Genomic DNA, 14,299 nt, shown 5'->3' on the forward strand with positions numbered 1-14,299 from the left:
GGAGATGGGAATGCACTTGAAAAAACTGATGGCCGCCATGGTGGCGGTAGGGTTGGCGTCGACAGCGCTGGCAGCGGAGGAGGAAAAACTGCAGCGTGTCGAAGTGACGGGCTCCAGCCTGAAGCGCATCAACGCGGAAACGGCGTCGCCCGTGCAGGTGATCAACGCCAAGCAGATTGAAAACATGGGCGCGCTCACTTTGCTGCAAGTGCTCGACAACCTGCCCGCTGCCCGCCCGGCGCAGCAGGATTTCCGCTCGATGTTTACGGGCTCGGACGGTGGCTCACAGGCCAATTTGCGCGGCCTGGGTGCGCAGGGCACGCTGGTGCTGCTGAATGGCCGCCGCCTGTCGTTCTATGGCGCGCCGGCCGGCTTCCAGACCATGTTCGTCAATATCGACGCCATTCCCGCCGCCGCCATCGAGCGCATGGAAATTTTGACGGACGGCGCGTCGGCCGTGTATGGCTCGGATGCCGTGGCTGGCGTCATCAACGTCATCACCAAGAAGTCGTATCAAGGCCTGGAAGTGCGCGCCAATGGCGAGTTTTCACCCAGCGTGAAAGCCTATGGCGAGCGCCAGGCCAGCGTGCTGTATGGCCTGGGCGACCTGGCCAGCGACGGCTATAACATCTACGGTTCCGTGAACGTCTACCAGCGCGACCGCATCGCGTTGGCCGACACTTATCAAAAGCGTCCCGCGTATTTTTATGCGAACAATCCCAATTTCATTCCCAACATGCGTGTGGGCGTCGGCAGCGAGCCGGGCGTGATGAACCCGGGGACCTTCTTTGTCTTCGACAAGGCGAAGAACAATGCGCGCACCCAGCGCGCCGCGCCTGGCTGCAACACCAGCATCACCGAAGCGTCGGGTACGCGCTGCGTGTGGAATGCGCTGCCCAACCAGCTTGACACGGGGCCCACCTCGGAGCGGGCCACGGCCTACCTGAGCGGCCGGCTGAAACTCGGCGGCGACATGGAAGCGTTCGCGGAAGGCGCCTACACCCACATCAAGATGCGCGGCGAAAACGGGCCGTCCAGCTTCAACAGCGGCAGCACCAACAACTGGTTTGCACGCAACACAGGCAATACCTTGAATACCTTCGCCACACCTTTTCTGAGCCCGAACAACGTCTACCTGAAAGGCAAGCTTGATGCCGATATGCTGGCCAGGATGGGCGGCGCGGCCGGCTTGAACTACCTGCTGCAGGATGCGACGGGCCACTTCGGCCAGAAAAATGTCGATGAAAACTATCGCGCGCTGGTCGGCCTGCGCGGCAGCATCGGCGGCGGCTGGGATTTTGAAACGGCGCTCAGCGTGGCGGGCAGCCATTCGACCCTGTTCCAGACGGCGAACATCAACATCAAGGGCTTCGAGCAGGTGTTCGGCCCGTTCACGAAAGACCCCGTCAGCGGCCGCACGTACATCTCGGATAATCCCGCCTACCAGTTCGGCGAAATCAGTGACGCCAACGCGGCGCTCCTGCGTGCTGCCTACCCGACCTTCGCCATCGAATCCTGGACCAAGCTGATGACCTGGGACGCGAAGGTCGAAGGCACCCTGTTCAAGCTGGGCGAGCGCGAGGTGCGCGCCGCCGTGGGCACCAACATCATGCGCGAGAGCTTTCTCACGCCCGGCAACGCGGATGCGGCCAATGGCCTGATCACGCAGCAGGGCGGTTCCTGGTTCGATGGCCGGCGCACCATCGCCGCCGTGTTTGGCGAAGTGGTGGTGCCGCTCAGCAACACCCTGGAAGTCAATGCGGCCGCGCGCCTGGATAAATACCCGCATTTCGCCGCCAACCTGGCGCCCAAGCTGGGCGTGATCTGGCGCGCGCGGCCGGACCTGATGCTGCGCGGGACGTATTCGGAAGGCTTCCGCGCGCCCAACCTGGCCGAAGCGGGCACGGGCGGCGTCTTTGCGCAGGTGGGCGGCATCCGCGACACGGTGCGCTGCGACGAAACGAATGCCATGGCGCGTGCGCTGATGAAGTCCAGGGGGGCAACGGATGCGGACCTGGGCAAGAGCCTGCTCAATTCGAATTGCTCCACGACGGTGGGCGGCCTGACGCCGCCGAACCAGAACCTGCGTCCGGAAAAGGCCAAGATTTCCACCGTGGGCCTGGTGCTGCAGCCGGCCAAGGACGTGAGCATTTCCATCGACTACTGGTTCATCAACCGCCGCGACGAAATCGTGCGCCAGGACTTCAACGAACTGTTTACGGAACTGGTGGACAAGTACGGCCCGACCTTGGCCGGCACGCCTAACGCCATCCGCAATGACCTGACCGATACGGACCGGGGCAACGTGGCGGCAGTGGCGGCCATGTGCGCCAATCCCGCCAACACGGGCGTGTGCGCGGGCGGCGTGCCGGGCTACTCGGTGGGCAACTTGGGCGGCTTGATCAACTCGTACTCGAACCGGGGCAGCACCCTGATGGACGGCGTGGACATCGACGCGCGCACGCGCTTTGCGCTCGGCGACTGGGGCAAGCTGAGTACCGGCATCGCGGCCACCATCCGCAAGCGCGACACCCATGACAGCGAAGACGGCAGCGACATCAAGGGCAATACCGTCGGCTACTACGATTCGCCGCGTTACCGCGCCACCGTGAACGCTGACTGGAGCTACCGCAACTTCGTCAGCAGCGTGTTCGTCAACTACTCGGGCAAGACGCGCTGGGCGTATGGCCCCTGGGACAAGGACAACACGCCGGAAAACTGCACCGCCGCCTCCGTGGCACTGCCTGCGGGCCAGTGCAAGGGTGCGCCGTCGTACACCACGGTGAACCTGGCCTTCAGCTGGAAGCCGATCAAGCACCTGGACATCGGCCTGAACGTGAAAAACGCGTTCAACAAGCAGCCGTACTACGACCCGAACGGCTGGGAAGGCTACAACCATAGCCAGGACTTGTTCGGCCGCCAGTTTGCCCTCTCGGCCAGCTACAAGTTCTTTTAAAGCGTGACGTTGGCCCGGCCTGCCGGTCGGCATGGTGGCGGGCAGGGGTCTTGTCATGGAAAAGAAAAGATACTATTCCGAAATTTACAATACGAAAGATAAACGCAAGAGAAAGGTGCGACCCCTGTCTTCTTTCGTGTTTTTCTCGCCCGATTACTGCGCGGATCGTGCGCTGCTGAGTATCTCCTTGCGTTCGTGTGTATCTGCCACACCACGATAACGAAAGTTATTTATCGGGCTGCCGAGTAAATCGAAAGATAAATTGCCTTTGCGTGTTGGATTTAGCGATAAATTTGCGTTATAACTTTCTTTTTGTTGACGATACTTATTTTTCTTTTTAAAGTAATCCCAAGAAAACGAAAATCAGCCGAAACGGACTGATTTCCCGAAAGGTGCAACTGCCTGGCGCTACCTTCCGACGACCACCATAAAAATTGCGTTCCCCCGACTCTGCCCTGGAGTGGGGAGGGCGCGCATAACCCTCGATATAGACGGAGAGACATCATGCATAGCCCCCGACTCAAATTGCGCGACATCAGCCGCGCCGCCGCGATCGTGATTGCGCTGGCGGCCGGCGTGCCAGGCCAGGCCTGGGCACAGTCGAATGCCACCAGTACCATTTTCGGCGAAGTGAGCGCGCCGGCCGGCGCCACCGTGGTGCTGGAAAACCTGACGACGGGCGTGCAGCGCAGCCTGACGCCCGATACCTCGGGCCGCTATGTGGCCAACTCCATGCCGCCAGGCCGCTATGCGGTGCGCGTGCTGCGTGCCGGTTCGGTCGAAGCATCGCAGGAAGTCGAAGCCCTGATCGGCGCGGGCGCCGAAGCGAACTTCGGCCCGGTCGGCGCGGCCGCTACCGTGGGCCAGGCGCAGACCGTCGTGGTGAAAGCGTCGCGCAACCCGATCGACGTGTCGAACACCAACAATGGCGTGATCTTCACGGCCAAGGAATTGAAAGCGCTGCCGGTCGGGAATGACGTGGCTTCCATCGTGCAGTTGACGCCGGGCGTGGCGCGCGGCACCAACAGTGTGTATGGCAATGCGCCATCGATCGGCGGCTCGGGCCAGTCGGAAAACGCGTTTTACGTCAACGGCTTCCCCATCACGAATATCCTGACCCAGGTGGGCGCGTCGGAGCTGCCGTTTGGCGCGATTTCCAACCTGCAGGTGCTGTCGGGCGGCTACGGTTCCGAGTTTGGCCGCTCCACGGGCGGCGTGATCAACATCACCACCAAGAGCGGCGGCAACAAGGTCGAATTCGGCGGCAAGGTTTCCATCATTCCCCGTTCGCTGAAAGGCAAACCGGAGAACACCTACTATCCGAACACGGGCGCTAATCCCAAGACGGACGGCAATCTGCTGTACTGGAACCGCGACAACGGCAGCACCAGCAAGGTCGTGGGCCTGTATGGCAGCGGCCCCCTGATCAAGAACAAGCTGTTCGCCTTCGTGGCGCTGGAGCAGACGCGCACCGACAGCCAGGCCGTTGCCGCCACCGCCGATTCGGGTACGGCCCTGGCGCGCGGCTGGAGCACCAGCCAGAGCAAGGTGGACCGGATGATGGCCAAGCTGGACTACAACCTGACGGACGACCATCACTTCGAATACACCAAACTGTATGACCGCACGAAGACGGACAGCCAGGCGTATGGCTACAACTACGCCACGCATGCGAGCAATGGCGTACAGGCAGGCAAGGGCGAGACGACGGTAAACTGCTGTGGCTCATCGGCCGCGCCGGGCGCCAACATCGACATCTTCAAGTACACGGGCTACCTGACGGACAAGCTGACCGTGACGGCCATGATGGGCGAATCGCGCACTGCGCATACCCGCACGCCGAATGGCTACAATCCGCTGCTGGCGCAGACCTCGTCGAACACGTCGACCCAGGTGCCGGGCCTGAGCTATGCCAATCCGCAAACGGTGACGGGTACCCTGGTCGATCCTTCATCGGAAGACCGCCAGAAAGCCAAGCGCCTTGACCTCGAATACAAGTTAGGCAAGCACTCGCTGCGCGGCGGCGTCGACCGCATCGACGTGGAATCGAAGGTGGGCCTGAGCCTGGCGGGCGGCTACCGCTGGAGCTATCTGAAAGCGGACGATCCGAACCGCGCGATTAACGGCGCCTTCGAAACGCCGGCCCAGGGTGGCGGCTACGGCACGCAGGGCTATTACGTCAGCAAGGACCTGAACGCCAACCTGGCGCGTCCGACCAGCGTGCAATCGGCGCAGTACCTCCAGGATCACTACCAGGTCACGCAACGGGTGCTGCTGGACCTGGGCCTGCGTCGGGAACAGTTCACCAACTACAGCACCGATGGCGTGGCCTTCATTTCGCAGCGCAACATGATCGCCCCGCGCGTGGGCGCCACCTGGGATTACCTGGGCGATGGCACCCTGAAATTCTTTGCCAACGGTGGCCGCTACCACTTGCCAGTGCCATCGAATTTGTCGAGCAATATGGCCAGCCCCTTTCTGGCCACCAGCGAGATGTACACCTACACGGGCGTCGATCCGGTCACGGGCGCGCCAACGGGCCTGCACGCGATCAGCAAGCCGTATTCGGCCAACAATGCGTATGGCCAGAGCCGCGATGCCCGCGAAGTGACGGCCATCGGCCTGAAACCGCTGTCGCAGGATGAATTCTCGCTGGGCTTCGAACGCGCCCTGAGCAAGAAACTGGTGGTGGGCGCCAGCGTCTTGTATCGCAAGCTGAACGACACCAATGATGACGTCTGCGACGCGCGTCCGCTGCAAGCCTGGGCCACGCGCAACAGCGTCGACACGAGCAACTGGGGCGGCTTCCAGTGCGCCATCATCAACCCTGGCCGCGACAACAGCCTGATGGTGGACTTTGACGACGGCAAGGGCTTGCGCCGCGTGGATATTTCGGCCGCAGAGTGGGGTAATCCGCTGCCATCGCGCACCTATCGTGCCTTGAATATGTTCGTCGAGCACCCGTACACGAACGGCTGGTACGGCAAGCTGACCTACACCTTGTCTGGGCTGAAGGGCAATATGGAAGGCCAGACGGACAGCATCGGCGGCGGCGACGTGGGCCTGACGGTCAGCGACGACCACAAGGAACTGATGTACAACGCGTATGGCTATCTGCCGGGCGACCATCGCCATGCGTTCAAGGCTTACGGTTTCATGCACCTCATCCCGGATGTGACGGTCGGCGCCAACCTGTCGCTGACCTCGGGCGCGCCGCGCAACTGCATCGGCGCGCTGCCCGATAACCTGAAGTTCGAGAACGATTACGGCGATTCCTACTTCTATTGCAACGGCAAGCCGGCGCCGCGTGGCAGCCAGGGTCGCCTGCCGTGGCAAGCCCTGCTGGACATGAATGTGGCCTATACTCCCAGCGCCGTCAAGGGCCTGAGCCTGAAAGTGGACGTCTTCAATGTGTTCAACAGCCAGACCGTGACCCGCTATAACGAAACGCGCGAAGACCATGGCGCCATCGCCCGCAACTACCTGCAGGTGGCTGGACGCACGGCGCCGCGTTCGGTGCGCTTTACGGCGGAATACACCTATTAAGAGCCTATCCCAGTAGATGAATACATCCCCTGCTGGCGCCCCTCAGAAGCGGGGACTGCGTTGATCGTCGTCGCGTGGCTCGCCACGCGTCCTCCTCACGCCTTGTCCGCACTCCTGATGAACTGCCAGCAGAAGACGCTCCCTACTGGGATCGGCTCAAAGCTGCAACCGGCCCGCCGTGCGGCGGACCGGCGACGATCATTACCAACGGAAGCGAGTAGAGACCAATGACGACACAAATCAATCGACGCAATTTCCTGTCCGCCAGTGCCGCACTGGCCGGTGGCGCCATGGCCGGCAGCGCCTTGCTGCCTGGCGGCGCCAACGCCGCACCTGCCGCCGGCCGCGACAAGGTCCGCCTGGGCGTGATTGGCACGGGCATGCGCGGCCAGGTGCTGCTGGCCGAACTGGTGCGCCGCGACGACGTGGAAGTGGTGGCGCTGTGCGATATCGAACCGATCATGCTGAAACACGCGCTGGGCCAGGTGGCCAAAGCCGGCAAGCCGCGTCCGCGCACGTATAGCGAAGACCGCGACGAGAAAGCCTACAAGCGCATGCTGGACGCGGGCGGCCTCGATGGCGTGATCATCGCCACGCCGTGGGAATTCCACGCGCCCATGGCGATCGCCGCCATGCAGGCGAAGATAGCCGTCGGTTGCGAGGTGGTGGCCGGCATCACCCTGCAAGACCACTGGGATGTCCTGAATACCCAGCTGAAAACGGGTACGCCCTATATGTTGCTGGAAAACGTGTGTTACCGCCGCGACGTGATGGCTGCGCTGCAGATGGTGCGCGCGGGCCTGTTCGGCGAACTGCTGCACCTGCAGGGCGGCTACCAGCATGATTTGCGCGCCGTCAAATTCAATAGCGGCAATCCGGCCAAGCCGTATGGCGGCGGCGTGGAATTCGGCGAAAAGGGCTGGTCGGAAGCGCATTGGCGCACGCAACACTCGGTCGAGCGCAATGGCGAGCTGTATCCTAGCCATGGCATCGGCCCGTGCGCCATGTACACGAATATCAACCGCGGCAACCGTTTTACGCGTATCAATGCCTTCGCTACCAAGGCGCGCGGCTTGCACGACTACATCGTCAAGCAGCCGGGCGGCGCGCAGCATGCGAACGCCAAGGTGAAATTCAAGCTCGGTGACGTGGTCACTACCACGCTGGCGTGCGAGAACGGCGAAACCATCATACTGCAGCACGATACCAGCCTGCCGCGCCCGTATTCGCTGGGCTTTCGCGTACAAGGCACAGACGGCCTGTGGATGGACCTGAACAATTCGATTCACATTGAAGGCGTCAGCAAGCCGCACCAGTGGGATGACTTCCAGGCTTACCAGGACAAGTATGAGCACCCGGTTTGGCGCAAGTACGCGGCGCAGGCAGAAGGCGCGGGCCACGGCGGCATGGACTTCTTCGTCATACACGCCTTTGTCGAAGCCCTCAAGGCGAATGCGCCGATGCCGATCGATATCTACGATGCCGTGACATGGAGCGCGATCACGCCGTTGTCCGAGCAATCGATCGCCGCCAACTTCCAGACCCTGGATTTCCCCGATTTCACGGGTGGCCAGTGGAAAGCGCGCAAGCCGATCTTCGCCCTCGACGGCAAGTACTAAGCCTTAACGACCCGCTACCGTGCCTGCCGCCGTAGCGGGTTTTTTCTATCCCAGGAGACGTTGATGAAACACAGAAGTTCATTACGCTACGCAGTCCTTCCCGCCATACCCTTGCTGCTGGCCACCAGCGTGGCCGCGCCGGCGACACCCGCAACGGTGGAACTGGCCGGCAATGCCTTCATCACCAGCGCAGAGACAGGGGCCATCATCAACGAATAAGGCCTGGCCGGCTGGAGCAATCCGGCTGCCATCGCCAGCACGTATTTCCGCGTGGCAGAAGCAGGCGCCATCCAGGTGGCGCTCGACGCCAGCCTGGCCGATGGCGGCAACAGCACCATCTGCGTGAAGATCAACGGCACGCCGTTCGACGTCAAGCTGGCCGGCAAGGCGCGCAAGACCTACGCCGTGGGCACGGTGAACGTGCCGGCGGCCGGCTATGTGAAAGTGGACTTGCAGGGACTGACGCGCGCCAAGGCCACGTTCGGCGACGTCGCGGCGCTGAAGGTGACCGCGAACGCCGCGCTCAATTACGCCAATGACCGGGCCAATGACTACTGGTCGCGGCGCGGACCGTCCGTGCACATGGGCTACGCGGTGCCGGCCAATACCGAGTATTTTTATAACGAGATGACGATCCCTAGGGGGCAGGACGCCATCGGCTCCTACTTCATGGCCAATGGTTTTGGCCAGGGCTACATGGGCATCCAGGTCAAGTCGCCCAGTGAACGCTGGATATTGTTCTCCGTGTGGGATGCAGACAATGGCGCGAAAACCACCCTGGTCAGCAAGGGCGCCGGCGTCATCGACAATGCGTTTGGCGGCGAAGGCACGGGCGGCCAGACCTACTTGTCGTATGACTGGGCGGCCGGCACCACCTACCGCTTCATCACGCGCGCACGGCCCGACGGCAAGGGCGGCAGCGATTATTCGGCCTGGTTCTTTGCACCGGAAACGGGCAGGTGGCGCTATATCGCCACCTGGAAGCGTCCGGCGATTTCCACGTATTTGACGCGCGTGCATTCCTTCCTCGAGAACTTCATCGATACCCTGGGCTACACGGAGCGCCGCGTCCAGTTTGGCAACCAGTGGGCAAGGAACGTTTCCGGCGCCTGGTCCGAAGTGACGGCAGGGCGCTACACGGGCGATGCCACGGCAACCAACGCGCAGCGCATGGATTACGCGGGCGGCCTGGAAAACGGCAAGTTCTACCTGCGTAACGGCGGCTTCTTCGCCGAGTACGTGAAAACCGGCCAGAACTTCACGCGCCCGGCCAGGGGCCAGGCGCCGGGCGTCGATGTGGCGGCCTTGCCGATGCAATAGGCGCGGGTACTCAGAACGGCCGCTTGCCCACCATCGCTTCGATGCCGCGATAGTAGGTGAGCGGCCGGCCTAACGTCACGCCCATCAATGCCGCCGCCTGGATGGTGTCGGCGGTGACGCGCCGGTCCTGCCATGCTCCCGCCGGCCAGGTCGCCTTGCAGAATGTCTTGCCAAAAGTGCCTACGGGCAAGGGCAGTACCCTTGCGCTACATGTTCTGATGCTGTTGCTTGCTATGACAGTGGCCAGGCCTGCCTGGTGACTGCCACGGCGACGATGTAGGCGAATACCAGCACGGCGCCGGCGAAGGCGGCGCCGCGTACGGCCGGCGTTTTGCCACGTTTCAAGGCGATGGTGCCCAGCACGATGTAGAGCACCAGTGCGTACAGCTTGGCGGCCAGCCACGGTTGGTTGCCCGGCGACTGGCCGCTCCACACGGCCAGGGTGATCGCGCTGGCCAGCAAGGCCGTGTCGACCAGGTGCGGCAGGATTTTCACCCAGCGTTGCTGCAATGCAGGCGAGGCGCGCAGCATCCAGGCGCCGCGCAAGAGGAAAAGAAAGCCGCTGGCGGCGGCGCAGCCCATGTGGAAATGCTTGAGGCTCAGATAATCCATGCGTGATGTGGTGGGTGTTGATTGACGGTGGCGACAGCATAGCCGCCTTTGGCGCGCCGCGCCATACGTCGTCGGGATAAGGCGCTGCCAAGGCTGGCATCTGTCCAGCTCCTTCTTGTGCGGTGCCGAGTGTGCCAAAAATACCTGCGTTTGTAAAACACCCGCCATCCAGGCTAGGTCCGCACCGCGTCATCTAGTCACTTTTGCCGATGCGGCTATCCAGATTGCCTTCCCAGAATCACCCTGTGACCGATAGTGCCTTTCACCTCTGCCACGTAAGCTGGTCGGGACGGCTGGCCAGACGGCCAGTGCATTCATGGAGAAACATCGTGGCTACCCTAGATGGCACTAAGAACAACAGTAGTAACAAGGCAGTCGAACCGGGCATGCGGCGCAAGCAGGCGTCCGTGCTGATCAGCAGTACCTTCGCGTTTACCATTTGCTTTGCAGTCTGGATGATGTTTGCCGTACTGGGCATCCCCCTCAAGACCAACCTGGGCTTGACGGAAACGCAATTCGGCCTGCTGGCCGCCATGCCCGTGTTGACGGGCTCCCTCGTGCGCGTGCCGCTGGGCATCTGGACGGACAAATTCGGCGGACGCCGCGTCTTCTTTTGGCTGATGCTGGCCAGCGTGGTGCCGATCTACCTGATTTCCTACGCCACGGCCTACTGGCACTTCCTCGTGCTGGGCATGTTCGTGGGCCTGGCGGGCGGTTCGTTTTCCGTCGGCACGCCGTATGTGGCGCGCTGGTATGAAAAGGAGCGCCGCGGCCTGGCGATGGGAATCTTCGGCGCTGGCAACTCCGGTTCCGCGCTGACCAAGTTCGTCGCGCCGGGTATCGTCGCCGCCTTCGGCTGGCAGATGCTGCCGAAGGTGTATGCGGTGGCCATGCTGGCCACGGCCATCATCTTCTGGCTGTTTTCGTACACGGACAAATCGCATTTGGCGCCATCGGGCGAGAGTTTTTCGGCGCAGATGAAGGTGCTGAAGGACCCCCGCGTATGGCGCTACTGCCAGTACTACTCGGTGGTGTTTGGCGGCTATGTGGCGTTGGCGCTGTGGATGACGAAGTACTACGTGGCCGAATATGGCTTCGACTTGAAGCACGCGGCGCTGCTGGCTGCCTGCTTCTCGCTGCCAGGCGGCGTGCTGCGCGCGATGGGCGGCTGGATATCGGACAAATATGGTGCCGCGAAAGTCACCTGGGCCGTGATGTGGGTGTGCTGGGTGTGCTTCTTCCTGCTGTCGTATCCACAAACGCAGATGGTGATCGAGACCGTGACGGGGCCGCTGGCCATCCACATCGGCCTGTCGCCGCTGTGGTTCACCGCGCTGCTGTTCATCGTCGGCATCGCCATGGCCGTCGGCAAGGCCTCCGTCTTCAAGTTCATCGGCGATGACTTTTCCGACAACATCGGCGCCGTCTCGGGTGTGGTGGGCCTGGCCGGCGGTCTCGGTGGCTTCATCCTGCCCGTGATGTTCGGCGCCCTGGTGGACTTCACCGGCGTGCGTTCGAGCGCCTTCATGCTGCTGTACGGCACCGTCTGCGTTTCCCTCGTCTGGATGTATTTCTCGTTCAAGCCGCTGCGTGCGGCACCAACCAATCAACCTGCAGGAGTAACGTTATGAGTAACCCCGTAAGCCGCTACATGATCAATACCTGGGAGCCGGAAACCCCGAGCTTCTGGCAAAAGACGGGCAAGACCACGGCCGCGCGTAATCTGTGGATTTCGATTCCCGCGCTGCTGCTGGCGTTCGCCGTGTGGATGGTGTGGAGCGTGGTGGTGGTCAACCTGCCCAACATCGGTTTCACCTACAGTAATAACCAGCTGTTCTGGCTGACGGCCTTGCCGGGCCTGTCCGGCGCCACCTTGCGCATCTTTTATTCGTTCATGGTACCGATTTTTGGCGGCCGCCGCTGGACAGCCATTTCCACGGGTTCGCTGCTGATTCCCGCCATCGGCATCGGCCTGGCCGTGCAGGATGTGAACACGGGCTATCCGACCATGCTGATCCTGGCGTTGCTGTGCGGCTTCGGCGGCGGCAATTTCGCCTCGTCGATGGCCAACATCAGCTTTTTCTATCCGAAGGCGAGCAAGGGCTTCGCGCTGGGCATGAATGCGGGCCTGGGCAACCTGGGCGTGTCGGTGGTGCAGTTCGTCGTGCCGCTGGTGATCACCTTCGCCGTCTTCGGCGCCTGGGGCGGTGATTCGCTCACCTGGGTCAAAAATGGCGTGAGCAAGGACATGTGGCTGCAAAACGCGGGCTTCATCTGGGTGCCATTCATTGCCTTGAGTACCTTGCTGGCCTGGTTCGGCATGAATGACCTGGCCTCGGCCAAGGCTTCGTTTTCCGAACAGGCCGTGATCTTCAAGCGCAAGCACAACTGGCTCATGTGCTGGCTATACACGGGCACCTTCGGTTCCTTCATCGGATATTCGGCCGCGTTCCCGCTGCTGATCAAAATTCAGTTCCCCGACGTCAATCCCCTCGATTACGCCTTCCTGGGCCCCCTGGTGGGTGCGCTGGCGCGCGTGGCCGGCGGCGTGATTTCCGATAAATTGGGCGGCGCCAGAGTCACCCTGTGGTCCTTCCTGCTGATGATATGCGCCGTGCTGGGCGTGCTGTACTTCATGCCGCAAGCCGGCGTGGGTGGAAGCTTCAGCGGCTTCTTCTGGATGTTCATGCTGCTGTTCGCCGGCACGGGTATCGGCAATGCGTCGACCTTCCGCATGATCCCCGTGATCTTTCTGACGGAGCACCAGCGCGCGGCGGCCGGCAAAGGCAAGGCGGCGCAGGAGCAAGCCATCATCGACGCCAACAAGGAAGGCGCGGCAGTCCTGGGCTTCACGTCGGCCGTGGCGGCCTACGGTGCCTTCTTCATTCCGAAAAGCTATGGCACCTCGATTTCGCTGACGGGCAGCCCTGACGCGGCCCTGTGGTGCTTCATCGGCTTTTATGTCAGCTGCATCGCGATCACCTGGTGGTGCTATGCGCGCAAGAATGCAGCGATGCCTTGCTAAATGCCAGAGGTAGTCATGGAAGAACTGGAAAAATTCGTCAACGGCTTCAGCCTGTTTCAGCAGCAGTACTTCAGCGAGCCGCAGACCTTGTACGACAGCCTGCGCGACGGGCAGCGGCCCACGACGTTGCTGATCGGCTGCTGCGATTCGCGCGTCGACCCGATGCTGCTGACGGGCAGCGACCCGGGTGACATGTTCGTGGTGCGCAATATCGCCAACCTGGTGCCGCCGTGCACGCCCGACGCGCCGCCCGGCGTCAGTTCGGCCATCGAGTTCGCCGTCTGCAAGCTCGAAGTGGCCAGGGTCATCGTATTGGGACATGCGCGCTGCGGCGGCATCCGCGCGCTGCTGGAACCGCAGCCGCGCGCGCAAGGCCAGGAAACGGACTTCGTGGGACAGTGATGCGCATTGCCGAACCGGTGGCGCAGCGCGTGCGGCGCGAGCTGGCGCACCGCTCGTCGGAAGAGCAGCACCATGCGTGCGAGCTGGCCAGCATCCTGCAGTCGCTGGACAACCTGCTGACCTACCCTTGGCTGAAGCGCCGGGTGGAGCAGGGGGTGTTAAAACTGCATGGCTGGTATTTCAACATCGACAGCGGCGCCCTGATGGCGTATTCGGCGCGCCAGCAGCAGTTCTTGCCACTGGTCTGTCCGATAGAAAGGGCGCGCCATCTGCATGAACGCCCTTGGCCGGATTCAGCTAAAACGTAAGAGATCGCCGCTGCGGTCAAACGCCAGCAGGCCGTCGATGCGCCCTTGCTCGATGGCCGTCACCATGGCGCGCAGGGGCGCTTCGCATTCCTGCTCGGCGGGCGGCAGGCCGTCCTGGCCCGCGAGGCACGCCACGAAGACCACGTCCCAGTGCGTCTGCAGCTGTTTCGACTCCTCCATCAATGTCTCGAAGCTGCCCAGTTCATCGGGCAGCTTGTCGGCGCACATCACGGGCGTGAGGGACTTGCCCTGGCCGCCTGGCTGGGCCTGCGCCTGGGTAAAGGTGAACAGCAGGCGTTGCGGCTGCTCCTGGTCGCGGGCGCTGCGCAGCAGGCTGGCGTAATCGGTAATCGACATGGTGCTCTTTCTCTGTGTTGAACGATGACGACAGGTATACCGCAGCACGGTCGCCGCGCCCATAGGCAAGAGTGACTACCCGGGTGACTACGCGGCTAGGCATTCCTGGTGCCGGAAACCGACTTCTTGCCAATACCGCCGGGTAAGCCACATC

At 62.3% G+C, this 14,299-nt stretch carries 10 protein-coding genes and 1 pseudogene; 8 read left to right on the forward strand and 3 right to left on the reverse strand.

Features of this window, described 5'->3' with window-relative positions; genetic code table 11:
• The first annotated feature begins 10 nt into the window (after positions 1–10).
• The 5 genes from CSZ94_RS04800 to CSZ94_RS04815 all read left to right on the forward strand — a co-directional run bounded on the left by CSZ94_RS04800 (position 11) and on the right by CSZ94_RS04815 (position 9,441).
• Positions 11–2,956 carry a TonB-dependent receptor plug domain-containing protein gene (locus tag CSZ94_RS04800; RefSeq protein WP_102120469.1) on the forward strand — a complete coding sequence of 982 codons (2,946 nt, stop codon included), beginning with the start codon at positions 11–13 and terminating at the stop codon, positions 2,954–2,956.
• A gap of 504 nt (positions 2,957–3,460) precedes the next feature.
• Positions 3,461–6,502: a TonB-dependent receptor gene (locus CSZ94_RS04805; protein ID WP_102120470.1), complete on the forward strand. Its 3,042-nt coding sequence runs from the start codon at positions 3,461–3,463 to the stop codon at positions 6,500–6,502.
• A gap of 227 nt (positions 6,503–6,729) precedes the next feature.
• Positions 6,730–8,121, forward strand: coding sequence for a Gfo/Idh/MocA family protein (locus tag CSZ94_RS04810; protein ID WP_219725969.1), 1,392 nt, complete (start codon positions 6,730–6,732; stop codon positions 8,119–8,121).
• A 63-nt stretch (positions 8,122–8,184) separates the two neighbouring features.
• Positions 8,185–8,340 carry a hypothetical protein gene (locus CSZ94_RS28460; protein ID WP_258000774.1) on the forward strand — a complete coding sequence of 52 codons (156 nt, stop codon included), beginning with the start codon at positions 8,185–8,187 and terminating at the stop codon, positions 8,338–8,340.
• 3 nt (positions 8,341–8,343) lie between these two features.
• Entirely contained in the window at positions 8,344–9,441 is a 1,098-nt protein-coding gene (locus CSZ94_RS04815; RefSeq protein ID WP_258000781.1) for a DUF3472 domain-containing protein, read from the forward strand.
• 10 nt (positions 9,442–9,451) lie between these two features.
• Here the strand turns inward: CSZ94_RS04815 and CSZ94_RS04820 are convergent, their stop codons facing one another.
• Positions 9,452–9,631, reverse strand: coding sequence for a hypothetical protein (locus CSZ94_RS04820; RefSeq protein ID WP_102120471.1), 180 nt, complete (start codon positions 9,629–9,631; stop codon positions 9,452–9,454).
• Positions 9,632–9,672: 41 nt separating this feature from the next.
• Entirely contained in the window at positions 9,673–10,053 is a 381-nt protein-coding gene (locus tag CSZ94_RS04825; RefSeq protein WP_102120472.1) for a SirB2 family protein, read from the reverse strand.
• Between the two features lie 386 nt (positions 10,054–10,439).
• On the opposite strand from CSZ94_RS04825, the gene CSZ94_RS04830 reads away from it, so the two are divergent.
• From CSZ94_RS04830 to CSZ94_RS04840, 3 genes and pseudogenes are all read left to right on the forward strand, one after another.
• A complete protein-coding gene (locus CSZ94_RS04830; RefSeq protein ID WP_102120473.1) occupies positions 10,440–11,684 on the forward strand; it encodes an MFS transporter in 1,245 nt (414 codons plus the stop codon).
• Positions 11,681–13,078: a NarK family nitrate/nitrite MFS transporter gene (locus CSZ94_RS04835; RefSeq protein ID WP_102120474.1), complete on the forward strand. Its 1,398-nt coding sequence runs from the start codon at positions 11,681–11,683 to the stop codon at positions 13,076–13,078. Before CSZ94_RS04830 ends, CSZ94_RS04835 begins: the two co-directional genes overlap by 4 nt.
• A 15-nt stretch (positions 13,079–13,093) precedes the next feature.
• Positions 13,094–13,788 (forward strand): annotated as a pseudogene (locus tag CSZ94_RS04840) (carbonic anhydrase).
• Here CSZ94_RS04840 and CSZ94_RS04845 read toward each other — a convergent pair.
• On the reverse strand, positions 13,774–14,145 hold the full coding sequence (locus CSZ94_RS04845) for a ribonucleotide reductase subunit alpha (RefSeq protein ID WP_102120475.1): 372 nt from the start codon (positions 14,143–14,145) through the stop codon (positions 13,774–13,776). The pseudogene CSZ94_RS04840 and the gene CSZ94_RS04845 overlap by 15 nt on opposite strands.
• Between the last annotated feature and the right edge of the window lie 154 nt (positions 14,146–14,299).

Source organism: Janthinobacterium sp. ROICE36 (assembly GCF_002869965.1).
Lineage (GTDB): Bacteria > Pseudomonadota > Gammaproteobacteria > Burkholderiales > Burkholderiaceae_D > Janthinobacterium.